Annotated in this window: 24 protein-coding genes, 1 pseudogene and 1 riboswitch; of the genes and pseudogenes, 14 read left to right on the top strand and 11 right to left on the bottom strand. The window is 66.3% G+C overall.

The genetic code is table 11. The features are described 5' to 3' along the window. The first annotated feature begins 18 nt into the window (after positions 1-18). The 5 genes and pseudogenes from AC5Y4H_RS21645 to AC5Y4H_RS21625 all read left to right on the top strand — a co-directional run bounded on the left by AC5Y4H_RS21645 (position 19) and on the right by AC5Y4H_RS21625 (position 3,712). On the top strand, positions 19-660 hold the full coding sequence (locus AC5Y4H_RS21645) for a nitroreductase family protein (protein ID WP_499984871.1): 642 nt from the start codon (positions 19-21) through the stop codon (positions 658-660). Then, complete coding sequence (locus AC5Y4H_RS21640; RefSeq protein ID WP_499984869.1) at positions 660-1,154, top strand: SRPBCC family protein; 495 nt, start codon at positions 660-662, stop codon at positions 1,152-1,154. Before AC5Y4H_RS21645 ends, AC5Y4H_RS21640 begins: the two co-directional genes overlap by 1 nt. Positions 1,155-1,222: 68 nt before the next feature. Beyond that, positions 1,223-1,732, top strand: a pseudogene (locus AC5Y4H_RS21635) (Rv1352/Rv1906c domain-containing protein); the annotation flags it as partial. 238 nt (positions 1,733-1,970) lie between these two features. Further along, complete coding sequence (locus AC5Y4H_RS21630; RefSeq protein WP_499984865.1) at positions 1,971-2,933, top strand: FAD-dependent oxidoreductase; 963 nt, start codon at positions 1,971-1,973, stop codon at positions 2,931-2,933. Then, positions 2,930-3,712, top strand: a complete 783-nt coding sequence (locus tag AC5Y4H_RS21625) for an enoyl-CoA hydratase/isomerase family protein (protein ID WP_499984863.1) — start codon at positions 2,930-2,932, stop codon at positions 3,710-3,712. Before AC5Y4H_RS21630 ends, AC5Y4H_RS21625 begins: the two co-directional genes overlap by 4 nt. 3 nt (positions 3,713-3,715) lie before the next feature. Here AC5Y4H_RS21625 and AC5Y4H_RS21620 read toward each other — a convergent pair whose 3' ends face one another. The 3 genes from AC5Y4H_RS21620 to AC5Y4H_RS21610 all read right to left on the bottom strand — a co-directional run bounded on the left by AC5Y4H_RS21620 (position 3,716) and on the right by AC5Y4H_RS21610 (position 7,254). Further along, complete coding sequence (locus AC5Y4H_RS21620; protein ID WP_499916463.1) at positions 3,716-4,105, bottom strand: phage holin family protein; 390 nt, start codon at positions 4,103-4,105, stop codon at positions 3,716-3,718. A 216-nt stretch (positions 4,106-4,321) separates the two neighbouring features. Beyond that, a complete protein-coding gene (locus tag AC5Y4H_RS21615; protein ID WP_499984860.1) occupies positions 4,322-5,638 on the bottom strand; it encodes a PPE family protein in 1,317 nt (438 codons plus the stop codon). Between the two features lie 235 nt (positions 5,639-5,873). Continuing rightward, positions 5,874-6,069: riboswitch (cobalamin riboswitch) on the bottom strand. A 117-nt stretch (positions 6,070-6,186) separates the two neighbouring features. Continuing rightward, positions 6,187-7,254: an amidohydrolase family protein gene (locus AC5Y4H_RS21610; RefSeq protein ID WP_499984858.1), complete on the bottom strand. Its 1,068-nt coding sequence runs from the start codon at positions 7,252-7,254 to the stop codon at positions 6,187-6,189. 76 nt (positions 7,255-7,330) lie between these two features. Here AC5Y4H_RS21610 and AC5Y4H_RS21605 point away from each other — a divergent pair, with 76 nt between their 5' ends. Further along, positions 7,331-8,593: an MFS transporter gene (locus AC5Y4H_RS21605; RefSeq protein WP_499984855.1), complete on the top strand. Its 1,263-nt coding sequence runs from the start codon at positions 7,331-7,333 to the stop codon at positions 8,591-8,593. Between the two features lie 2 nt (positions 8,594-8,595). On the opposite strand, the gene AC5Y4H_RS21600 is transcribed toward AC5Y4H_RS21605, so the two are convergent. Continuing rightward, positions 8,596-9,882: a competence/damage-inducible protein A gene (locus AC5Y4H_RS21600; protein WP_499984853.1), complete on the bottom strand. Its 1,287-nt coding sequence runs from the start codon at positions 9,880-9,882 to the stop codon at positions 8,596-8,598. A 40-nt stretch (positions 9,883-9,922) separates the two neighbouring features. On the opposite strand from AC5Y4H_RS21600, the gene AC5Y4H_RS21595 reads away from it, so the two are divergent. After that, a complete protein-coding gene (locus AC5Y4H_RS21595; RefSeq protein ID WP_499984851.1) occupies positions 9,923-10,417 on the top strand; it encodes a macro domain-containing protein in 495 nt (164 codons plus the stop codon). Here AC5Y4H_RS21595 and AC5Y4H_RS21590 read toward each other — a convergent pair. Continuing rightward, a complete protein-coding gene (locus AC5Y4H_RS21590) occupies positions 10,414-10,719 on the bottom strand; it encodes an MTH1187 family thiamine-binding protein (protein WP_499984849.1) in 306 nt (101 codons plus the stop codon). The genes AC5Y4H_RS21595 and AC5Y4H_RS21590 overlap by 4 nt on opposite strands. Positions 10,720-10,770: 51 nt before the next feature. Here AC5Y4H_RS21590 and dtd point away from each other — a divergent pair, with 51 nt between their 5' ends. Then, positions 10,771-11,202, top strand: coding sequence for a D-aminoacyl-tRNA deacylase (gene dtd, locus AC5Y4H_RS21585; protein ID WP_499984847.1), 432 nt, complete (start codon positions 10,771-10,773; stop codon positions 11,200-11,202). Between the two features lie 64 nt (positions 11,203-11,266). After that, complete coding sequence (locus tag AC5Y4H_RS21580) at positions 11,267-12,178, top strand: class I SAM-dependent methyltransferase (protein WP_499984845.1); 912 nt, start codon at positions 11,267-11,269, stop codon at positions 12,176-12,178. A 4-nt stretch (positions 12,179-12,182) separates the two neighbouring features. Here AC5Y4H_RS21580 and AC5Y4H_RS21575 read toward each other — a convergent pair whose 3' ends face one another. Together AC5Y4H_RS21575 and AC5Y4H_RS21570 are read right to left on the bottom strand one after the other, a co-directional pair. Further along, complete coding sequence (locus AC5Y4H_RS21575) at positions 12,183-13,208, bottom strand: alcohol dehydrogenase catalytic domain-containing protein (protein WP_499984843.1); 1,026 nt, start codon at positions 13,206-13,208, stop codon at positions 12,183-12,185. Positions 13,209-13,218: 10 nt separating this feature from the next. Then, positions 13,219-15,168: a flavin-containing monooxygenase gene (locus AC5Y4H_RS21570; protein WP_499984840.1), complete on the bottom strand. Its 1,950-nt coding sequence runs from the start codon at positions 15,166-15,168 to the stop codon at positions 13,219-13,221. A gap of 255 nt (positions 15,169-15,423) precedes the next feature. On the opposite strand from AC5Y4H_RS21570, the gene AC5Y4H_RS21565 reads away from it, so the two are divergent. Continuing rightward, positions 15,424-15,888 carry a hypothetical protein gene (locus AC5Y4H_RS21565; protein ID WP_499984836.1) on the top strand — a complete coding sequence of 155 codons (465 nt, stop codon included), beginning with the start codon at positions 15,424-15,426 and terminating at the stop codon, positions 15,886-15,888. Positions 15,889-16,000: 112 nt separating this feature from the next. After that, positions 16,001-17,131, top strand: coding sequence for a nitronate monooxygenase (locus AC5Y4H_RS21560; RefSeq protein ID WP_067355990.1), 1,131 nt, complete (start codon positions 16,001-16,003; stop codon positions 17,129-17,131). Between the two features lie 15 nt (positions 17,132-17,146). On the opposite strand, the gene AC5Y4H_RS21555 is transcribed toward AC5Y4H_RS21560, so the two are convergent. The 3 genes from AC5Y4H_RS21555 to AC5Y4H_RS21545 all read right to left on the bottom strand — a co-directional run bounded on the left by AC5Y4H_RS21555 (position 17,147) and on the right by AC5Y4H_RS21545 (position 18,148). Beyond that, complete coding sequence (locus AC5Y4H_RS21555; RefSeq protein WP_499984831.1) at positions 17,147-17,368, bottom strand: Rv1893 family protein; 222 nt, start codon at positions 17,366-17,368, stop codon at positions 17,147-17,149. 78 nt (positions 17,369-17,446) lie between these two features. Further along, positions 17,447-17,737, bottom strand: coding sequence for a hypothetical protein (locus AC5Y4H_RS21550; protein WP_499984829.1), 291 nt, complete (start codon positions 17,735-17,737; stop codon positions 17,447-17,449). A 12-nt stretch (positions 17,738-17,749) separates the two neighbouring features. Then, positions 17,750-18,148, bottom strand: a complete 399-nt coding sequence (locus AC5Y4H_RS21545) for a hypothetical protein (RefSeq protein WP_067356000.1) — start codon at positions 18,146-18,148, stop codon at positions 17,750-17,752. A 246-nt stretch (positions 18,149-18,394) separates the two neighbouring features. Between AC5Y4H_RS21545 and AC5Y4H_RS21540 the strand changes: the two genes are divergently transcribed. The 3 genes from AC5Y4H_RS21540 to AC5Y4H_RS21530 are packed head-to-tail and all read left to right on the top strand — an operon-like array spanning position 18,395 to position 21,286. After that, the gene (locus AC5Y4H_RS21540) at positions 18,395-19,693 is read left to right on the top strand and encodes a cytochrome P450 (RefSeq protein WP_499984826.1); all 1,299 of its coding nucleotides are present in this window, start codon (positions 18,395-18,397) and stop codon (positions 19,691-19,693) included. A gap of 12 nt (positions 19,694-19,705) precedes the next feature. After that, positions 19,706-20,719, top strand: a complete 1,014-nt coding sequence (locus AC5Y4H_RS21535; protein WP_499984824.1) for an alcohol dehydrogenase — start codon at positions 19,706-19,708, stop codon at positions 20,717-20,719. Positions 20,720-20,725: 6 nt separating this feature from the next. Further along, complete coding sequence (locus AC5Y4H_RS21530) at positions 20,726-21,286, top strand: YceI family protein (protein WP_499984822.1); 561 nt, start codon at positions 20,726-20,728, stop codon at positions 21,284-21,286. Between the two features lie 14 nt (positions 21,287-21,300). On the opposite strand, the gene AC5Y4H_RS21525 is transcribed toward AC5Y4H_RS21530, so the two are convergent. Beyond that, complete coding sequence (locus AC5Y4H_RS21525; protein WP_499984820.1) at positions 21,301-22,446, bottom strand: DUF7159 family protein; 1,146 nt, start codon at positions 22,444-22,446, stop codon at positions 21,301-21,303. Between the last annotated feature and the right edge of the window lie 283 nt (positions 22,447-22,729).

Genomic DNA, 22,729 nt, shown 5'->3' with positions numbered 1-22,729 from the left:
CCCATCCGGAAGGAACCAATGGACATCGCCACCGTCGACGAACTTCTGAGCACGACGCGGTCGGTTCGCAAACGCCTCGACCTGACCCGCCCGGTGGGTCGCGAGGTGATCCTCGAGTGCATCCAGTTGGCGATGCAAGCGCCCACGGCAAGCAACACGCAGGACTGGCGGTGGCTGGTGATCACCGATGCGGACAAGCGGGCCGCCATCGCCGAGATCTACCGCAGCATCGGCGCGCAATACCTGGCGTATGCGGCCGACAACGCGGCCGACGCGCAGACGCAGCGGGTGTACCAGAGCGCGATGAGCCTGACCGAGACGCTGGCCGATGTGCCGGTGCACGTCATTCCCTGTCTTAACCAGCGCATCGACACCGCGGAACCCGGCATCGCCGCGGCGGCCTGGGCGTCGATCATCCCGGCCGGCTGGAGCTTTCTGCTGGCGCTGCGCTCTCGCGGCCTGGGATCGGTATGGACGACGATGCATCTGTTCAAAGAGCAAGAGGTCGCCGACCTGCTCGGCATTCCGCCCACCGTCACCCAGGCCGCGCTGTTCCCCGTCGCCTACACGATCGGCACCGACTTCCGGCCCGCCAAGCGGCCGCCCGCGGAGACCATCACGTTCTGGAACAGTTGGACATCTGCTGATGGAGAAGGCTGATGCAGTCCTACACCGTGCGGTTCCACGTCGATGCACCGCCGAATAAGGTCTGGCGAGTGCTGCATCCACCGGTGCCGCCGAACGCGCCCCGACCCCGGGTTCTCAAGTGGCCGACCGGCAGCATGACGATTCTCAACGAGGGCAACGAGGCCGGTGAGGGTCTGGTCCGCACCTGCAGGTTCCCCGTGCCGAAGTATCTGCTGACCGGCGGCAGGGCGCGCTCGTGGGAGACGGTGACCGAGGCCGAGCTGAACAAGCTGTCGCGGTACACCGCGGTCGGCGCCCCGCTGTGGTCGCGCGCCGAGGGCTATCACCAGCTCGAAGAGCAGCCCGACGGCACCACCGTGCTGACGTTTCACGAGACATATCACGCCTACAATCCGGTGCTGCGCTTCTTCCTGGAGCGCCGCGTCCACGCGAAGATTTCCCACGACAATCTCGAGACCTACGAGCACGCGCTCAGCCACGCAGGCCGGGTGCGGCGGCTCGCCTAGGCGTTCTTTGCGGCTCGGCGATGCCGCAACGGTGAATTAGGTGCCTGACCCCGGTACCCTCGATCTCTATGGGTGGAGTACCTACTGCGGCAAGGTTCGTTGCTGCGAGCCTGATGGTTGCGGGCTGGGCCGCCTCCACGGTGGTTGCCAGCGCCGATCCGGACGAGACGCAGGGACCGGACCCGGGGTCGCCCGCGGCGCCCGCGCCGGCCGCGTCGCCGCCCCCCGGGGCCCCTGCCCCGCCGGCAGGGCCGAAAACATCCATCGACAAGGACGGCATCTACGCGGTGGGTAGCGACATCGCGCCGGGCATCTACAGCTCCGGCGGCCCCGCCGGTGACGGCACCTGCTACTGGAAGCGGACCAATCCGGACGGCGGCATCATCGACAACGCCATGTCCAAGAAGCCGCAGGTGGTCCAGATCGATCCGGGCGACAAGGCGTTCAAGACTTCCGGCTGCCAGCCGTGGCAGCTGACGCCGGGCGCTGCGTTGCCGGCCACCGCGCCGCCCGCGGGTGTGCAGGGCACGCTCGGCATCCTCAACAGCCTGCTGGGCGGGGGTGCACAGCGGGCGCCGGCGGCATCTCCGGCTCCGCAGGCGCCGGCCGTGTCTCCTGCTCCGCAGGCGCCGGCCGTGTCTCCCGCTCCGCAGTCTCCGGCCGCGTCTCCTGCTCCGCAGGCCCCGGCGGCGTCTCGGGCTCCGCAGGCACCGGTCGCTCCGGCGACCTCGGCGGCGCCGCAAGCCGCACATTCTTGACCGCCCTCGGTAGTAATCGACGACTCCGCGGCGGGCCTGTTTTCGCTACGGTGGCGCCGTGGCACATACGCAACGGATCGTCGTCGTCGGTGCCGGCGTCAGCGGATTGACGTCGGCGATCTGCCTGGCCGAGGCCGGCAGGCCGGTACGGGTATGGGCGGCCACGACGCTGAAGCGGACCACCTCGGCGGTGGCGGGTGCCGTCTGGGCTCCCCCACGACCGGCCGAGCGCGCGGCCGGGACGCTGGGCTGGACCGAGCATTCTTTGCGAGTGTTCACCGATCTCGCCGGGGATCCCGACTCCGGTGTGCAGCTGGCACCGGCGCTGGCCGTCGGTGAGCTGAGTGACGCGATGTCCTCTGCGGCAACGCTGATCCCCGATTTGCGGCCGGCTGATCCGGCCGGCCTTCCCGAGGGCTTCGATAACGGATTTCGCGCAACCGTGCCGATGATCGACATGCCGCGCTATCTCGACTACCTCACCCGGCGGCTCGCGGCGGCCGGCTGCGAAGTCGAGGAGCATCCCGTGCGATCGCTGACCGAGGCCGCCGACGCCGCCGAGATCGTGGTCAACTGTGCCGGCCTCGCCGCGGGTGAGCTGACCGGTGACAACGCCGTGCGGCCGCTGTTCGGCCAACACGTGGTGCTCGCCAATCCCGGTCTGCGGCAACTGTTTCTGGAACTCAATAGCGGACCGGAATGGACCTGTTACTTCCCCCATCCGCAGCGGGTGGTCTGTGGCGGCATCAGCATCCCCGGCCGCTGGGACACCACGGCCGACCCCGACGTGACCGAACGGATTCTGCAGCGTTGCCGCCGGGTCGAGCCGCGACTCAACGACGCCGAGGTGATCGAGGTCATCACCGGACTGCGCCCCGACCGTCCGTCGGTCCGCGTGGAAGCCGAGCCGCTCGGGCGGGGGCGGTGCGTCCACAATTACGGCCACGGCGGCAACGGCGTCACGCTGTCGTGGGGTTGCGCGCGCGACGTGCTGCGCCTGGTCGACGGAGTCGCCGCATGAGCATCGATTACCGGCTGGACGAGCACATCGCCACCATCACGATCAATCGTCCCGAAACGCGAAATTCGCTGGACATGGCCCATTTTCGCGACTTGGCCCACGCCTGGGCCGCCTTCCGCGACGACGAGCGGGCCTGGGTCGCGGTGATCACCGGCGTCGAAGGTGACTTCTGCACCGGAGCCGACCTGAAGAAATTCATCCCGGAGCTCACCGGTGACCTGCCCAGGCCCGCGGGGTGGAACAAGGACGACGCCATCCACGCCGTCCTGCACCGGTTCCCGGTGTACAAGCCGATCGTCGCCGCCGTCAACGGGACCTGCGTCGCGGGCGGCTTCGAGATGCTGACGTCCACCGACGTGCGAATCGCCGTCCCGGATGCGCGCTTCGCGGTGATGGAGCCCAAGCGCGGTCTCTTCGCCGGCGGCGGAAGCACCGTGCGGCTACCGCGGCAGATGCCCTACCCATTGGCGATGGAGCTGCTGCTGACGGCCGACATGGTGGATGCGGAACGAGCCCTTGCCATGGGACTGATCAACAGAGTGGTCCCGGCGAACCAATTAATGGACAGCGCCTACGACTTCGCCGCGCGCATCACCGCCAACGCGCCGCTCGCGGTGTTCGCCACCAAGCAGTCAGCGGTCGAAGGCCTGGCGCTCGACCTCGAGTCGGCCTATGACAACGAAACCCGGCACAGCGACCGTATTTTCGAGACCGAGGACGCCAAGGAAGGGCCGCGCGCCTTCGCCGAAAAGCGAGCGCCGCGGTGGCGGGGCCGCTGAGCCTCAGGCGCCGGTGCGCCGAATCACCAAGGACAGCAACCAACTAACGATCGACAGCACGATGGCCGCCCAGATCGCGGTCCACCAAAAATGATCGATGTGCAGTCCCCAGTGCGTGGTGTGTTCGGTGATCCGCGCGGTGATCCATAGCATCAGCGCGTTCACGACGACATGGAACAGGCCGAGCGTCAGGATGTAGAGCGGGATCGACAAGATCTGCACGATCGGCTTGATGAATGCGTTGACCAGACCGAAGATCACCGCGACGACGAAGATGATGCCGACCCGCTCCAGCTTCGTGTCGCCGCCCACGAAGCTCAGCCCGTGCACGAACAGGGTGACGATCCACAACGCGAGTCCGGTCAATGCGGCGCGCAACAGAAAAGGGCCCATGCCCACGAATCCTGCCAGCCGGCCGCCCAAAGGGTAAGCGGAAATCGCCGCGCATAATCCGCGGTGTACGAGCTTCGGAACCGGGGAGCCGCGCGGCGTTACACATCTCGTGCCCAATCCCCGGCGTTTCCCGAAGCGACGTGGCGAGGACGTTGCCGCGCATCATGATTGAGAAGCGTGACGTTCCCCGCCCAACCAAATGGCCCGCGGATCCGTTCAGTCGGCGCAGGACGCAGGTGGTTTCACGATCACGATGGGCAACGGGCGGTTCGCAGGAGCGGTGACGCCCATGGGGCGCCCGCCCACGCTCATGCCGGTCATCCCGCGTCCCGCCATGCTCGCCAGGGCCATTTCGCTGAGCAGACCTCCCTCGGCCCCTGCCGCGGCGGTGGGGGCGGCAACCAGACCGTTACTCGGCAACGCCTGGGTGGCAAGCGTGATCTCCGGGGCGGCGGTGGTCCATCCGTAGGGCACGGACAGTGCCCCAACCGAGGACGCCTGATTCAGGCCCGCCGATACCGCGCTACCCAGGCTGGTTGACTCCAGAGGGCTGACCGCGGTGGTGAGCCCGGCTTCGAGCGATCCCGCTCCGGCCGCCGCGCCCTCGGCCGCAGCTTCGCCGGCGCTCGCTGCGCCACTCGAGCCCGCCATGCCGGCGAGGTCGGTCATGGTGCCCAGGTAGTTCCCCGGCATGTAGAACCCGGACGAAAATATCGTGTTCAACAGGTTGTTGTTGAGGAAAGCACCCATCGGCGAGCCATCCGTTCCGGCCAGGAAATTCAGGATGCCCTTCGGGCTCGAGAAATCCGCTCCGCCGAATCCCAACCAGTCGATCATGTCCGACATGGGTGACGACGCCGATGAGGACGGCGTCGCGAGGTTCTCGAGCGTCGCCGGCACCGCTGTCTGCAGTTGCGATAGGGCTGTCTGCGTGTTCGCCGCTGCCGAGCTCGCGGTGGCCTGACTGACCGCGTCCGCCTGCGTGGTCTGCCCTGCCGCATCGGTGGTCGGCGGTGGCGGGGTGAACGGGGATACCGCCGAGGCGACCGCCGAATCGGCGGCGTAGCCGTACATGGCGGCGGCGTCCTGGGCCCACATTTCGCCGTAGTCGGCTTCCGTGGCCGCGATGGCGGCGGTGTTTTGGCCCAGGAAGTTGGCCGCGGTCAGCGACGTCAGCATGGCACGGTTCGCTGCGATCACCGGCGGGGGAACCGTCGCCGCGAACGCGGTTTCAAACGCCATCGCCGCTGCGGTGGCTTGCACGGCTGTCTGCTCGGCTTGGGCGGCTGTGTCGCTCATCCATGCCGCATAAGGCTTTGCCGCGGCGGCCATCGCCGCTGACGCCGAACCGTGCCACTGATCAATCAGTCCCGCGATCACCGAGCTCTGGGACAGTGCCATCGATCGCAGCTCCGCGGCAATTCCCCTCCACGCCGCCGCGGCGGCCATCAGCGGGGCCGAGCCCGCTCCGGAATACATGCGCCCAGAGTTGATTTCGGGCGGCAACAGGCCAAAATCCACCATGGCGGTCATGACTGACGGCTCGTTCGCTCAGCCCCGAGGCCGTGGGCGGTCAAGCCAGGCGCGGCAAGGGTGGTTGTGGCTAATGGCGGCTGTGTCATCAATCGTCCTTCGATACGACGGGATGCTCGTCGCTCCAAAAGACGTTCAGCCACAGACTCGATCAGCGCACCGATAGATCGGCGTCACAGCTGTCCTGCCAACGGCCATCTGCCCAATCCACGAGGCGACGCGCACGCCGGACGCGGCGCGCCCGGCGCAACTGGCAGGTCTTCGGACTCGCAGGCACACACCGAGAACGGTGCTCCTAATGGCCGTCGCTTCCCAGTCTTTAAACCAGTGCCGATGACGGCGGTCGTTCCTGCATACCGCTGCGGGACAGTCCCGGATTCACACCGGGTTCCCTCTCACGATGGGCCTATACCAGCGCCCCCACTCGATGCCGGGGCACACACGGTGACCCCGGCAAACCAGCTGCGCGCAGAACATTACCTCAACCGTGGCCGAGTCTGAGCATTTGCCAAATCGAATTTGACCCGACTGACGCCGAGTAGGGCCGCTCAGTTCAGGTTGTAGAAGCGCTGCGCGTTCAAGCCACCGATCTTTTCCCGGGAGGCCTCGCTGATGTCGGCTCTCGTGCGCAAATGCTTGGTGCTCTCCGGCCACTCACCGTCCCAGTGCGGGTAGTCGCTGGCGAACATGATGAACTCGTCGCCCAGCACGTCGATCACCCCGGGCAGGATCGGCTCCTCCGGCTCGCACGTCACCCAGATGTTGCCCGCGGCCAGATAGTCGTGCGGATCGCGCCGCCAACCGCGCTCCACCCAGTCGCCGCGTTTCTCGTAATGCTCGTGCAGCCGGTCCATGAAAAACGGCACCCAACCCGCGCCCGCCTCGAGGAACGCGACCCGCAACTCCGGGTGACGCTCGAAGACGCCGCCGGAGACCATCGCGGTCATCGCCGTCATCTGGTCGAACGGAAAGCTGACGCAGTGCACCTGGATGTAGTTCGTGAAGCGGTCCACACCGATCTTGGGCAGATGGATGCCGGGGGCGCCGTGCACGCCCAACGGCATGCCGAGTTCCACGGCCGCGGCGTAGAAGGGGTCGAGGTCGGGATGGTCGAGGTTGCGGCTCTTCAGCGCCGGCGGCACCAGAGTCGCAATCAGGCCAAGCTCTTTGGCTTCGGTCATCACGTCGATAGCCGCCTGACCGTGCTCGATCGGTGTCACGGCGACGCCGCGCAGCCGCCCGCCCGTCGAGGCGCAGTAATCCGCGATCCACTGGTTGTACAGGCGCGAGAATCCCGCGGCGAATTCCGGATCCTCGAGACTGGGCGCGGCCAGCCCCATGCTCGGATAGAGCACCATCGTGTCGATGTGATCGCGATCCGCGTCCCCCAGCACGCCTTCGGGTGAACGGCAATTGATGTCCGGAGCATTGCTGATCCCGTGCTCGGGTGGGCAACCCGCGCCAGGCCCCGTGTCCTCGGGGTAGTTGCGGCCTTCGAGCGTCAAACCCGGCCGGCCGTCCATGCTGAGCTTCACGTGCTGCGGCCATCGCTTGATCGCTTCGATTGCCAGCGAGGAATTCTCGGCTACATGCCCGTCGGCATCGATGATCCGCATGTATCCGGAACTTACTCCCGGAGTCCGCGTCGTGGAACAGGTCGCGGGATTGCGCCGCGTACTGCACGATGCTGACGTGACCACACAGCGGTTGACGGCCGATCAGCGGAACTCTTTCATCGCAGCGCTACTGGGCTGGACGATGGACGCCTTCGACTACTTCATCGTGGTGCTCGTCTACGCCGACATCGCCAAGACGTTCCACCACAGCAAGGCCGAGGTCGCATTCGTCACCACGGCAACCCTGATCATGCGTCCCGTCGGCGCGCTGATCTTCGGGCTGTGGGCCGACCGCGTCGGCCGGCGAATGCCGCTGATGGTCGACGTCATGTTCTATTCCGTGGTGGGCTTCCTGTGCGCGTTCGCGCCGAACTTCACCGTCCTGATCATCCTGCGTCTGCTCTACGGCATCGGCATGGGCGGCGAGTGGGGGCTCGGCGCCGCGCTTGCGATGGAGAAGGTTCCGGTGGAGCGACGCGGGTTCTTCTCCGGTCTGCTGCAGGAGGGTTACGCATTCGGCTACCTGCTGGCGAGCGTCGCCTCGCTCGTGGTGATCGACTGGCTCGGGTTGTCGTGGCGGTGGCTGTTCGGCCTGAGCATCGTGCCTGCCCTGATCAGCCTGGTCATTCGCTATCGGGTGGAGGAGTCCGAGGTGTGGGAAGCCGCGCAGGACCAGATGAAGCTCACCAGCACCCGAATCCGCGATGTGCTGCGCAGCGGCGCGATCATCCGGCGGTTCATCTACCTGGCGTTGCTGATGACGGCCTTCAACTGGATGAGCCATGGCACGCAGGATGTCTACCCGACCTTCCTGGGCGCGCACGCCAACCAGGGCGCAAGTCTCTCCAGCACGACGGTCAAGTGGATCGTGGTGGCGTACAACGTCGGCGCGATCATCGGGGGCCTCGTCTTCGGCACGCTGTCACAGAGATTCAGCCGCCGCTACACCGTCGTGTTCTGTGCGATTCTGGCGCTGCCGATCGTCCCGTTGTTCGCGTACTCGCGCAGCGCGGCGATGCTGTGCCTGGGTTCGTTCTTGATGCAGCTGTTCGTCCAGGGTGCGTGGGGCGTCATACCCGCTCACCTCACCGAGATGTCCCCGGACGCCATCCGCGGCCTCTACCCCGGGGTGACCTACCAACTCGGAAACCTGCTGGCGGCATTCAATCTGCCGATCCAGGAACGCCTCGCCGAATCACACGGCTACCCGTTCGCGCTGGCGGCGACGATCGTGCCGGTGCTCATCACCGTCGCCGTGCTGACGCTGATCGGGAAGGACGCCACCGGGGTCCGGTTCGGCACAACCGAAAGCGCTTTCCTGGCAAGCGAAGTGGCGTGACGCTATTCGGTGTTGCCCAGTAGGCGCCGCAACAGGTGCATCGCCACCGTCGTCGAGCGCTCCCGGATATCCGAGCGATTGCCGGGAAGCCGCAGCGTGCGGGTGTCGGCGCGGTCGCCGGCCGTGACGCTGAAACAGACTGTGCCCACCGGCTTTTCTTCCGTCCCCCCGCCCGGGCCGGCGATCCCGGTGATCGCGACCGCGGTGTCGGCCCCGAAGCGCTGCAGGGCGCCCGCAGCCATCGCCTCGGCCACCGGCTCGGACACCGCGCCGTGCGCTTCGATCAGCGCCGGATCAACGCCGAGCAACTCGGACTTCGCCTCGTTCGAGTAGGACACGACACCACCGGCCACATAATCCGACGAGCCGGGGCGGTCGGTCAGCCGTGCCGCCAGCAGACCCGCGGTGCAGGACTCCGCCGTCGCGATCCGGTGGCCGGCCAGAAGCTGCGCGACCAGATCGTCGACGCGCGAGCCGTCCTCGGAATAGAGCTGATGGCCGTGCCTCTCCCGCAGCAGTTTGACCAGCCGCGCATACGCGTCGGCGGCCTCCGGCTCATAACGGGTGACCATCTCGATCTCCCCGCGCCGCAGGCAGGTGGTGATCTCGAGTTGCCCGAAGCCGGGCACGGCCTGTTCGGCGTCGCGCAGCGTTTCGGCCAGCCCCGACTCCGGCAAGCCGAACATGCGCAGCATCTCCTGCCGGTAGACGGTCCGTCCGGCGATCGCTTCCTGCGCTGCGGGTGTCTCGATGGCCGTCTGCCACATGGGTTGCAACTCGCGCGGCGGACCCGGCAACACGATCACCGCCGGCTTGCCGGGCACGACGACGCCGGGAGCGGTCCCGACCGGGTCGAGCACCTGCGCCCCGGCGGGCACCATGGCCTGCTTGCGATTGGCGGCCCGCAGCGACTCGAAAGTGCCCGGATCCAAAGCGGATTGGAATGCGGGGTTGCGCGCCATCAGCCTCTTGAGGATGTTGGCGATCTTCTCCTCGACCTCGGCGTCCAACACCAACTCGCGGTCGCAGAACCGGGCCACCACCTCAACCGTCATATCGTCGGCCGTCGGCCCCAGGCCGCCGCTGGTGACGATCAGGTCCACGCCCTGATCGGCGAGGAACCGAAGCTGCGCTTCGATGTCCGCGGGCCGGTCGCCGCAGATGGTGATGTGGGCCAGCTCGACGCCCAGCTCTAGGAGGCGGTCGGCGATCCACGGGCCATTCGCATCTTGGACCCGTCCGGTGAGGACCTCGGTTCCGGTGACAACGATTCCTGCGCGTGCGCTCACCGCCCCGAGCCTACTGATGGGGTGCGAGGACAATGAGCCCATGATCGAGTTAGAGGTACTTCAGGCTGACGTAACCAAGCTCGAACTCGACGCGATCGCCAACGCGGCCAACACGCAGCTGCGCCACGGTGGCGGCGTCGCCGCGGCCATCGCGCGCGCGGGTAGACCCGATGTGCAGCGGGAATCAACCGAGAAGGCGCCGATCGGACTCGGCGAGGCGGTCGAGACCACGGCGGGCGACATGCCCGCGCGCTACGTCATCCACGCCGCGACGATGGAGCTCGGCGGCCCGACCTCGGCGGACATCATCGCCGCCGCCACGGCTTCGACGCTGCGCAAGGCCGACGAGCTCGGCTGCCGCTCGCTCGGGCTGGTCGCGTTCGGGACCGGCGTCGGCGGATTTCCGCTCGACGAGGCGGCGCGGCTGATGGTCGCCGCCGTCCGGCGGCACCAACCGGGGTCACTGCGCAAGGTGGTCTTCGCCGTCCACGGAGATGCGGCCGCTGAGGCGTTTCGATCGGCGATGCCGGACTAACTCTCGGAGAGATAGCGCTCGACGGTGGCGACCTTCTTCGTCAGTGCGTCGCTGGTTCCGGCGCGCCAATCCGCTTTGATCACCGTGCTGACCCTGGGCGCTCGGGCGGCCACGGCCTCGACCGCGCGCTGCACCACCGCCATGACCTCCGCCCAGGTTTCGCCTTCGATCACGGTGAACATCGCATCCGTCTTATTGGGCAGCCCGGAATCGCGAACCACTCGAACCGCTTCGGCGACGATCTCGCCGACACCCTCGCCCACCCCCATCGGGGTGACGGAAAACGCAACGAGCACAGACACCCAACGAGCGTACCCAACCATCAACCGGGCAATCTGGCACCATCGAGGCCCATGCGGGTGTTGGTGCAACGGGTCTCGTCGGCAACGGTCTCGGTCGAGGGCGCAGAAGTCGGGGCGATCCGCCCGGATGGGCAGGGCCTGGTGGCAATGATCGGAGTCACCCATGGCGACGATCGCGAAAAGGCCCGGCGGCTCGCCGAGAAGCTCTGGCAACTAAGGATTCTCGCCGATGAGCGCTCCGCATCCGACGTCGATGCCCCCGTCCTGGTCGTCAGTCAGTTCACGCTGTACGCCGACACCGCCAAGGGCCGCCGGCCATCATGGAATGCGGCCGCTCCGGGAGCGGTCGCAGAGCCGCTGGTGGCGGAGTTCGCCGATGCGCTGCGTCAACTCGGTGCCGAAGTCCAGACCGGTGTCTTCGGTGCGAACATGCAGGTGGAGCTGGTGAACGACGGTCCGGTTACGGTGCTTTTGGAGCTTTGAGACCGGCTCGGCTTGGTACCGTGGAAACGTCGGCTTCAGCTCCGAGTCGACGGGAGGGGCAACCATGAGCAGGCCACCCGAATTCGGGTCGCTCCGTTCGGACGACGACAACTGGGACATCGTCAGCAGTGTGGGATATACCGCCCTGCTGGTGGCCGGATGGCGTGCGCTGCATGCCCTGAGCCCGCAGCCATTGGTGCGCGACGAATACGCGAAAGTCTTCATCGATGCGTCGCGGGACCCGTATTTGGCCGGGGTGCTTGCCAATCCGGGTACTTCCGACGACGAGACGGCATTTCCCCGCCTGTACGGAGTTCAGACCCGGTTCTTCGACGACTTCTTTGACACCGCCGGTGCGGCGGGCATCCGGCAGGCGGTGATCGTCGCCGCCGGGCTGGATTCGCGGGCGTATCGGCTTTCATGGCCGGATGGCACAAGGGTCTTCGAGGTCGATCTGCCGAAGGTCCTCGAATTCAAGGCCCGGGTTCTCGCAGAACAGGGTGCTACGCCCAAGGCCCGCCGGATCGACGTCGCCGCCGATTTACGCACCGACTGGTCGCGACCGTTGGAAGCGGCCGGCTTTGACGTGGAGAGCCCGAGCGCCTGGTCGGTGGAGGGGCTGCTGCCGTACCTGACCGACGAGGCTCAGCACGCGCTCTTCACCCGGATCAGCGGGCTCAGCGCACCGGGCAGCCGGATCGCCATCGGAGCGCTGGGATCGCGACTCGACCACGACCAGCTCCACGCTCTGGAGACCAATCACCCGGGGGTCAATGTGTCTGGCAACGTGGACTTTTCGGCGCTGACGTATGAACCCCAGTCGGACCCGGCGGAGTGGCTCACGGCCCATGCGTGGGCCGTCGAACCCGTCCGCAGCACGCTCGATCTGCAAGTCGGCTATGGCATGACCCCGCCGGAGGTCGATGCGAAGATCGACAGTTTCATGCGGTCGCAGTACATCACGGCGACCAGGTGAACGACTAGGGCTTCAGCAGAATCTTCACGTCGTCACCGGATCGCGACCCGGCGGTGGCGTAGCCCTTGGCCGCCTCGTCCAAAGGCATTGTGGTGGTGAAGATGCCGTCGACGTCGAGGCGGCCCGACTGCAGTAGCGGAACCAATTCCGGCCAGGTGCGCTGCACCGGCGCGGTGGTGAAACGCATCGTCGTGCTCCGGATCAGGCAGCCCAAGGCGTTGAGCGGGAACGGATTCATGTCGTGCACACCGACGACGGAGACGGTGCCGCCGGGGCGCACCGCGTTGAGCGCATCGGTCAGGGAGGCGTCCGTGGCTACGGCGTCGATCACCGCGTCGGCGCCCCGGCCCTCGGTGGCGGCGAGGATGGCCTCGAGCGCGGGGGCTTTCAGGGGTGTGGCACCCCACTGGGCGGCGCGCTCCAGCCGGCCATCGACCTGATCGACAGCGAAAACCGTTGCTGCACCGTGGAACAGCGCGCTGCGCAGTGAGCACAGGCCCACCGCGCCCAGGCCGATCACCGCGACCGTGCCACCAGATGGGATATCAGCCCGCTGCGCCGCGGCCCAGCCGGTGGCCAGGTTGTCGGTGAGCAGCAGCGCCTGCTCGGTGCTGATGCCCTCGGGCATCTTCAGCAGCTGGAAATCCGCGGCGGGCACCGCGAGCAGGTCGGCCTGCGCACCGCCGAGTACACCGCCGCCGAAGATCTGAAAACCGGAATGGCACATCACCGGATCGCCGGTCGCGCACCCGGCACACGCACCGCAGCCGGTCACCGACGACACCATGACCTGGTCGCCGACTTTGACGTTGCGCACCTGCGGTCCGGCTTCGACCACGGTGCCGACGGCTTCGTGGCCGAGCGCAATCGGGTCCGGCATGGGAAAGTCGGCGTCGTAGAAGTGCAGGTCGGATCCGCAGATCCCGGCGGCAGTCACCTCGACGATCGCCCCGTCGGGCCCGGGCAGGACTGGATCGGGTCGGGTGTCGACCCGGATGCTGTGGGGCCCGTCGACGACTACGGTGCGCATAATGGCGTGCTCACTTCCCTTGTTGCGCGGAATCTTTCGTTCGCACTGAAAACTGTGACCAATCGGGCTCGCGCACCGCCGACCAGTATTCGTTGAGACGCCAAGGGCTCACGGTGTGGATCTCCCCGTCGGCATTCTTGAAGTATGAGTGCTTGACGGCCGGATGAGACCACACCATCTTCTTGATCTGTGCCTGTGTCCGCCGGTGCCAATCGGTGGCGGCTTCCGGTTTCGGTTCGATGGAATGCACGTTGGTTTCGGCCAGCCGGGCCAGGCACTGGTCGATGTAGCGCATCTGCAGCTCGGACTGGAAGATGAGGCTGCCGCCGTGAGCCAAGTGGGTTCCCGGCCCGTAGACAATGAAGAAGTTCGGGAACTGCGGGACGGTGATCCCTAGGTATGCGTATGGCCTGCTTCCCCACATCTGATGCAGGTCGGTGCCGTTTCGTCCGGTGACCTTCAGCGGCCACAGCACGTCGGTGTGCCGAAACCCGGTGGCGTACACGATGACATCGGCGTCATGCGTCACGCCGTCGACGGTGACGATGCCGTGCGGCGTGATCTTCTCGATGGCCGTGCGCACCAATTCGACGTTGTCGCGCTGCAGCGTTCGCAGCCAGCTGCCGTTGTCCTGCAGGGTCCGTTTGCCGCAGGCGGGATAGTCGGGCATCACCTTGGCCAGCAGTTCTTGATCTTCGTTGACCTGGCTGGTGATCCATTGCGAAAACATCATGTGCGCGGCGGCATTGATGTCGCTGACGGCGTGATCCTGGTCTGCGTAGCCGGGGTCGCCTTCGGCGGCATCCAGACCTTTGTCCGAGCCGGGCCACAGCACCAGGAAGCGGTACCACCTCCCGTAGAACGGAAGATGGCGCATCGCCCAGCGCACACCGTCGGCGACCTCGTCGTGATACATCGGGTTGGGGAACATCCACTGTGCGGTGCGCTGAAACACGGTTAGGTGCTCCACCTCATCGGCGATCGCCGGCGCGATCTGGAAACCGCTGGCGCCCGCGCCGACAACCGCGACCCGCTTGCCTGTCAGGTCTACCGAGTGATCCCAGGCCGCCGAGTGAAAGGACGGTCCCTGGAAGGTGTCCGCCCCGTCGAAGCCGGGAATGTTGGGACGATTCAGCTGGCCGACCGCGGTGATCAGCGCACGTGCCTGCACGATGGTCGTCTGGGCGTCGGCCGAGTGCAGCGAAATTGTCCAGGTACCGTCGTCGTCGTTCCATTCGGCCGCGGTAACCTCGGTCCGCCAACGCACGTGCTCAGCCAGGCCGTATTTCTCGATGACCTTGGTGAAATAGTCCTGCAGCTCGTGTTGCTCCGCGAAGAAGTGTGTCCAGTCGTTGTTGGGTTCGAAGCTGTAGCAATAGAAGTGGTTGGCCACGTCCACCCGCGCGCCGGGATAGCTGTTCTCCCACCATGTTCCGCCGGGGCCCGCGTTCTTCTCCACGATGACGAACGGAATGTTGGCCTGCTTGAGGCGGACGCCGGCGAGGATGCCGGATTCGCCACATCCGACGACCAGGACCGGAAGTTCAGCGGCCCGCTCGGCCGGCAACGCCGCGGGGCGCCGGAGATCGACGCCGTCGAGGTCGAGTTCTTCACAAACCAGCGATAGATAGTCGTCCGGAACGTGCTCGCACGCCGCCCAATCCATCATTTCCCGGAGAAGTTCGGCGCTCAGCGGCTGCGGTTCGGGGCAACCGCGGTCCCGATACCCGGCGATCACCGACAGGGCTTCGTTGCGGGCCCGCGCCTTGTCCTCCTCCGACATGAATCCCTGGATCTCGTTGAGGAAGATGCCCATCTGCTTGAAGTCGCGGATGAAGCGTGGGTCGCCGGTGATATGGACGAGCGAGAGCAGCAGCGTGGGGACGCTGACGTCCTCCAGTGCGGCAGCAATTTCGGGTGTCGATGTGGTGAAGGGATCGCCCGCGTAGCGGCTGCGCATCAAGCCGATCCTCTCGTTGGCTGGATGCCAATTACGCTACGCGTAGTTTCGTAATTGGCAGCACTACGCTACCTGGTTGCTCGCCACCGGATCAAGGCATCCGACGCTTGGCTCGTCGGCGTGCGTCGTCGCCGACCGCGAGCTGCAGCCAACGGTTCCGGTGACTCCGCACCTCTTGCGCTGCCGAGAACAATGGGTCCAAGTGGACTGCGCTGCGGCGCTGTGCCCGGGATGGATCAGAGGTGGGTGAGCGCCATGGCCTCGTTGCTCATGGCCTGCGGCGGGTTCCTGTTCGCCGTGTTGTGGATGGACTTGATTTTCGACGTTCAAGTTCTCCGCTACCGGAAGGCCGGGATCGAGCTGCCCGAGGTCGTGTTGGCTGCCATCGCGGCGTACTACCACCGCGCGACCACTACGTCTCGGCCGATGAACCGTCTGATCGCGCTCGTCATGCTCACCCTGTTGGTCACACTGGTGGTGCAGGCGGCCCGCGGACACGATCCGGGGTGGCTGCTAGTGACCTCTGCCCCGCTGGCCGGCATCCCGATCATGTTGGCGTTGACGCACACGGTTCCCGATGCCGTGCGGCTCGGGCATCGCGCGGACAGTCCGTCCGAGCAGACGCGGCTGGCCCGATCGGTCTGCCGGGACCACCTGCTCTGCGCCGCCTGCGTGCTCGTATTTCTCATCCTGTGGGTGGCGAACGGCATCGCGGCCTGACGACGGTGACGGGTCGTAGTGATACGACGCAGGTCAGGGCCCGCTGGCCACGTCAGTCAGCTTCGTACTAAACTAGAACACGTTCCAATTCGGCGAGCTCCCAGGAGTTGTAATGCACACCCCTATCTGCGATGAACTCGGCATCGAGTTCCCGATTTTCGCCTTCACCCACTGCCGCGACGTCGTCGTGGCGGTCAGCAAGGCCGGGGGTTTCGGCGTGCTCGGAGCGGTCGGCTTCACTCCCGAGCAGCTGGAGATCGAGCTGAAGTGGATCGACGAGAACATCGGCGACCACCCCTACGGCGTCGACATCGTGATCCCGAACAAATACGAGGGCATGGACTCCCACCTGTCCGCGGAGGAGCTGGCCGAGACGCTGCGCAAGATGGTGCCGCAGGAGCATCTCGACTTCGGAAAGAAGATCCTCGCCGACCATGGTGTGCCGGTCGAGGACAGCGACGGCGACACCCTGCAGCTGCTCGGTTGGACCGAGGCCACGGCCACTCCCCAGGTCGAGGTCGCGCTCAAGCACCCCAAGGTCAAGATGATCGCCAATGCCCTCGGCACTCCGCCGGCTGAGATGATCAAGCACATTCACGAGGCCGGACTGAAGGTGGCCGCGCTGTGCGGTTCGCCGTCGCAGGCCCGCAAGCATGCCGACGCGGGTGTCGACATCATCATCGCCCAGGGCGGCGAGGCCGGTGGGCATTGCGGGGAGGTCGGTTCGATCGTGCTGTGGCCCCAGGTCGTCAAGGAGGTCGCCCCGGTTCCGGTGCTGGCCGCGGGCGGCATCGGCAGCGGTGAGCAGATCGCGGCCGCACTGGCGCTTGGCGCGCAAGGCGCCTGGACCGGATCGCAGTGGTTGATGGTCGAAGAGTCCTCGAACACCCCGGTTCAGCAGGAGGCCTACGTCAAGGCCGGGAGCCGCGACACCGTCCGCAGCCGCTCGTTCACCGGCAAGCCGGCCCGCATGCTGCGCAACGACTGGACCGAGGCATGGGAGGCACCGGAAAACCCGAAGCCACTCGGAATGCCGTTGCAGTACATGGTGTCCGGCATGGCCGTGCGGGCCACCAACCGGTACCCCAACGAGTCCGTCGACGTGGCGTTCAACCCCGTCGGTCAGGTGGTCGGGCAGTTCACCAAGGTGGAGAAGACCTCAACGGTCATCGAGCGCTGGGTGCAGGAGTACCTGGAAGCCACCAACCGGCTCGACGAGCTCAACGAGGCCGCCTCCGTTTGATGCGGGGCCTCGCGCCTAGACGTCGTCGACTTCGTCGTGGCCGGTGAACACTTCCTTCGTCCGGTCCAGCGCGTAGGTGCCGATGTCGATCGAATTCGCAACGATGCCGCTGGCGCCGCCGGCAAGGTCACCGCGGAGGATGTCGCCGGCGTGTTCGACGATGTCGGAGGCTTTCTCGACGGCGTTGGTCGCGATGTCCCTCGCCGCGTCGACTGCATCTTTTGGATTGAAGGCCATCTCGAGTCTCCTTTATGGCAGGACGGTTGCTACGACTCTAGACGGGTGGCGGGCGCCATTTCTCGTCGGCGTTGCGCCTCAGTAATGCACCAGCGTGCGCCAGTAATCGTCGGGAATCTCGGCCCCGGAGCGCATTATTCGGGCCAGCCCGATGGCCATGGCGATGCCCAGTAGCCCCAGCCAAAGCCCGGCCACCGCGATGGCGACCCACAGCACGGCGGTGACAACGGGCCAGGGCGAGAGCACGGCGAGCACCGGGGCGAAGAAAAACCCGGTGCCGATGTACCACGCCGACCCGGCGCGATCTGAGGCCAGCACGAACCGCAGCCAGCGGGGCACGACCAGTTCGCCGGGCTCACTGCGGTTCATGGCTGCGCCGGATTATCCGCTCGGCGGGAAAAATCCTGCCCCGGTGAACCAGCCGGGCTGCCAGCCCTGAGCTCCCAGGCACAGCATGGGAAGTCCGTCCGGCGTCTGCGCTGCCGCCTGCGAACCCGGACATTTCGCGCCGGTCTGCTGCACTCCGTAGAGCGGGTAGGAAATCACCCAGTATCCGGTGGTCGCCGCCGGGAACTGATTCGGTGGCGGGAAATGACAGGCCTCAGCCTGGCCGCTGGTGCCGCGCCCAAAGATGAAGCGCTCGTAGTTATCGCACGGGGCGCCCAGCGTGGCTTGATAGTTCATCCCCGGTACGTCGCCGTCGTAACCGGCGGCCGCGCACGGCGCCAAGCCGATCGTGATGCCCGCTATCGAAGCGGCGCTGAGCAGTTCCCGAATCATGTCCTACCCCGCCTGTCGTCGCCGGTGACCTGCACCAAAGCATATCGGTCGGACCGTCAGCCACAAGACCGATTCGGGTCATGACCGCGAAGGCCGGCCTACACCCACCGCTCGGTGGCAAACCGCCGGTCAAGAACACGTTCCAATTGCGGCCGGCGATCTTGCATCAATGCTTCACAACCAAGGTGCCGCAGTGGTTTCCTTGCTGAAGGACGACTAGACCACTTCGTCATCGAGGAGCAGGCAATGCCAACCGTCGAGCCAACCGCCAAGCCGGTCCCCAATCTGCCCCCCGGCTTCGACTTCACCGACCCGGACATCCACGCCGAGCGACTGCCGGTGGAAGAACTGGCCGAGCTGCGCCGGACCGCGCCGATTTGGTGGAACGAACAGCCGATCGGGACTGGTGGGTTCGACGATGGCGGGTTCTGGGTGGTGTCCAAGCACAAGGACGTCAAAGAGGTCTCGCTGCGCAGCGACGTCTTCTCCAGCCTGGAGAACACTGCACTGCCGCGTTACAAGGAGGGCACGGTCCGCGAGCAGCTCGAGACGAGCAGGTTCGTGCTGCTCAATATGGACGCGCCGCAGCACACCCACCTGCGCAAGATCATCTCGCGGGGCTTCACGCCACGGGCCGTCGAGCGGCTGCGCGACGACCTCGCCGAGCGCGCCAGGCAGATCGTCGCCGGCGCCGCCGCAGAGGGTTCCGGCGACTTCGTGGAACAGGTGTCCTGCGAGCTTCCGCTGCAAGCCATCGCCGGGCTGCTGGGCGTGGCCCAAGAGGACCGCAAGAAACTCTTCCACTGGTCCAACGAACTGGTCGGTGACCAGGATCCCGAATTCGCCCGCAATGACCCCATGGGTGCCTCGATCGAATTGATCACCTACGCAATGCAGATGGCCGCCGACCGGGCGCAGAATCCCGGGCCGGATATCGTTACCAAGCTGATCGAGGCCGATATCGACGGCCACAAGCTGTCCGACGACGAGTTCGGCATGTTCGTCATGCTGTTGGCCGTGGCCGGCAACGAGACCACCCGTAACTCCATCACGCAGGGCATGATGGCCTTCACCGACTTCCCCGATCAGTGGGAGCTGTACAAGCGAGAGCGTCCCGTCACGACGGCCGACGAGATCGTCCGGTGGGCGACCCCGGTCACCTCATTCCAGCGGACCGCGCTGGCGGACTACGAGCTGTCCGGCGTTCAGATCAAGAAGGGTCAGCGCGTCGTAATGGTCTACCGCTCAGCCAATTTCGATGAGGAAGTGTTCGACGACCCGTTCACCTTCAACATCCTGCGTGATCCCAACCCCCACGTGGGATTCGGCGGCACCGGCGCGCACTACTGCATCGGGGCCAACCTGGCGCGGATGACCATCGACCTGATGTTCAATGCCATCGCCGATGCAATGCCTGATCTGGAATCGGCCGGCAAGCCCGAACGCCTTCGATCGGGCTGGCTCAACGGAATCAAGCACTGGCAGGTCGACTACCACACCGATGGGGCCGGGAAGTGCCCTGTCGCGCATCAGGCCCAGGGGTGACAAGCTAGGGGCATGCCCACTCATCGAGCCGTTCATGTCCCGTCCGCAGGTGCAGCTTTGGAGCTGGTCGACGCGGAAACGACACCGCCGGGGCGCGGCGAGGTACGCCTGACGGTCGCTGCGTGCGGCATCTGCGGCACCGACGCGCACTTTGTCAATGGCGGGTTCCCCGGGATATCGTGGCCGCTGACTCCGGGACACGAGATCGCAGGCAAAATCGCCGAAACCGGCGACGGTGTAGTGGGTTTCGCGGTCGGTGACCGCGTCGCGGTCGGCTGGTTCGGCGGATGCTGCTTCCACTGTGACCAATGCCGTAAGGGCCAGTTCATCCACTGCGAGAACGGCAAGGTGCCGAGTTGGCAGTATCCCGGCGGCTACGCGGAGTCGGCGACAGTGCCGGTAAGCGCGCTGGCCCGAATCCCGGACGAGCTTTCCGACGCCGAAGCCGCCCCGATGGGGTGCGCGGGCGTCACTACCTATAACGCGTTGAGGCACACCAAGGCGCTGCCCGGCGATCGCGTGGCGATTCTCGGTGTCGGCGGGCTGGGCCACCTCGGGGTGCAGTTCGCGCGCGCGATGGGCTTCGAGACGATCGCGATCAATCGCGGTAGCGGCAAGGCTGACGATGCCCGGAAACTGGGGGCGCATCACTACATCGACTCCACGGCCAACGACCCCGCCGAGGCATTGAAGGATCTTGGCGGCGCGACGGTTGTCCTGGCCACCGCGGGCAATTCCAAAGCCATGGCGGCCACGGTCGGCGGCATACTCCCCCGAGGTGAGCTGGTCACCATCGGCGTCACGCCCGAACCGCTGCCGATCAGCCCGGTGCAGCTGATCACCCCTGGGGTCAGCATCGTCGGTCATCCCTCCGGGACGGCGAAGGAAGTCGAAGACACAATGCAGTTCGCGGTCCTGTCCGGCGTGCGGGCATGGATCGAAGAACTACCGCTGGCGCAAGCCGCCGAGGGCTATGCGGCTCTGGAAGATGGTCGGGCGCACTATCGCACCGTTTTGACTATGTGACACACCGTGACCTCCGACAACGACTCCGTGTGGACGATCGGCCCGGCTGACGGTGAATTGTTGCTGCACACCGGAGTTGCCGGCAGGGCGGCGCGGATGGGCCATCGTCTCACCATCGCGATGACACGTTGGCGCGCCACCGTGCGCTGGGCCGACTCTCGGCCTGTCAGCGCGGAGCTTGTGGTCGAGACCGACTCGTTCGAAGTGCTCCGCGGCGAAGGCGGTGTCAAGGGCCTGTCCGGGGCCGAGAAGGCGCTGGTGCGCTCCAACGCCCTGAAATCGTTGTCGGCCAGTCGATTCCCGCAGATTCGTTACGTCGCAGAAGCCATCGAGAAGACCGCCGACGGCTACCGCCTGAAGGGCATTCTGCAGATCCGGGGAGAATCGCGCGACCACGTAATCGAGCTCTGCACAGAAGATCTCGAGGGCTCGTGGCGAATGTCAGCAGAATCCACCATCCGCCAGTCCGACTACGGCATCAAGCCCTACTCGCTGCTGATGGGTTCTGTCCAGGTCGCAGATGAAGTGTCATTGACGTTCTCCGCTATTCGCGCCCAAGGCGATTGAGCGCCGGCAGAGGATCAGGGCTGCGGGTCGGTCGCGTCGTGGGGGGCTGAATCAACGGCCGAATCGCCGGTGTCGCCGGGTATGTGCTCCAATACCCGCGTCAGGTACGGCTGCCGGCCGCCGCCGTCCGACTGGCGTCCACCGCCGGCCTCCGGCTGTTCTTCCGGAGCGCTCGGCTCCGAAACCGGTTCTCCGGCAGGCGGCTTGGGCTGCGGAGCCACCCTGGTCGGTGGGGCCGCCGGAAGCGGTGCGACGGCTGTGGCCGCCTCGACGATCTGATGCGGCGGGGAATGCGCACCGTGCTTGGGCGGGGCGGCCACGCTGGCCGGTCCGACGTGGATCCCCACCGCCAGTGATACCGAGCCGACGAAGGTGACGGCACCGGCCACCAGCGCGCTCACGGCTCCGGCGTACGACAGCTGCCGCTTCGGGGTGAGCGCTGGAACGGGTTCGTTGAGGCGCTGCACCAGCTGCTCGTCGGTGAACTCTGTGCTGCGGGCTGCGGAGAGCGCCGCGCCGCGCGCGATGGTCACCTGGGCCATCGATTGCACGAAAACCGGTACCGGCAAGGTCTTTTCGAGTTGCCAGGAGAGTTCATCGATGTCGTCGTCGGCGCCGACCACGACTACTCCGCCCGGTTGCCATCCGTTGCGCTCGAACATGCCGGTCAACCAGCGGGACAGGCCGTCGAAGCCGCCGCGCACGTGCTTGGTCGCAATCTGCGCTTCTCCGTCGTGCGTGTCGACCATGACGACGGTCGCCCAGTCATCGTCGAGAACGCAGACCGCCGCCTGCTCATAGCCGATGACGGGCCCGATGGCCTGAGCCAACGTCTCGATGGCCTCCGAATACCGGATCGGTACGACGTTGTCGAATCCAGCGTCGGTCAACGCCTCCAAGACGAGCGCCGCCTGCGCAGATGCTTCGTCGTTCCAGGTCACTCCTATGACACGCAGGCGCTGATCGCGAGCGGCCGCCGCGGTGTCGACCCGCAGCACCTCTTCCACTATCTGTTCCGCGGTACCCGTTGCGGGTATGCCAGGAGTTGCGCGCAGCGTCAGCTCCTGGTGATCCAGGATGGTGCCGTCTGCGCCGTGCCCTTCAGCGAGGACCCAGCCAATGGTGGAAGGCGTCACTGACAGGCCAAGAACCGTGTCCAAATCTATGCCCCAATCGGTCCCGCGTCTCCGACGCCCTCAGCCACACGCACCATGAAGCCGCAGGTGCGGTGATTCGTGAGGGCCGGAACAGACCCGGGATAGCGTGGTCTTCATCGGCTTGCTTGGAGAGAGCCTACGCGGTCGGTGCAAGTCCGGCTGCCCCGGTCAGGAATCTCCAGATGGACAGGGCGCTCCGTCAACCGCGGCGGGGCGGGGGCCGGTCCGCGGCCACCGCGCGGTGGAGCGGGCGACCGAGCTTCGGTGACCCACGCATCGATTCGGG

It is taken from the genome of Mycobacterium sp. NGS58 (genome assembly GCF_059812385.1).
Note: the sequence above shows the minus strand (reverse complement) of the source record. Positions and strands in the feature narration are given on the sequence as shown.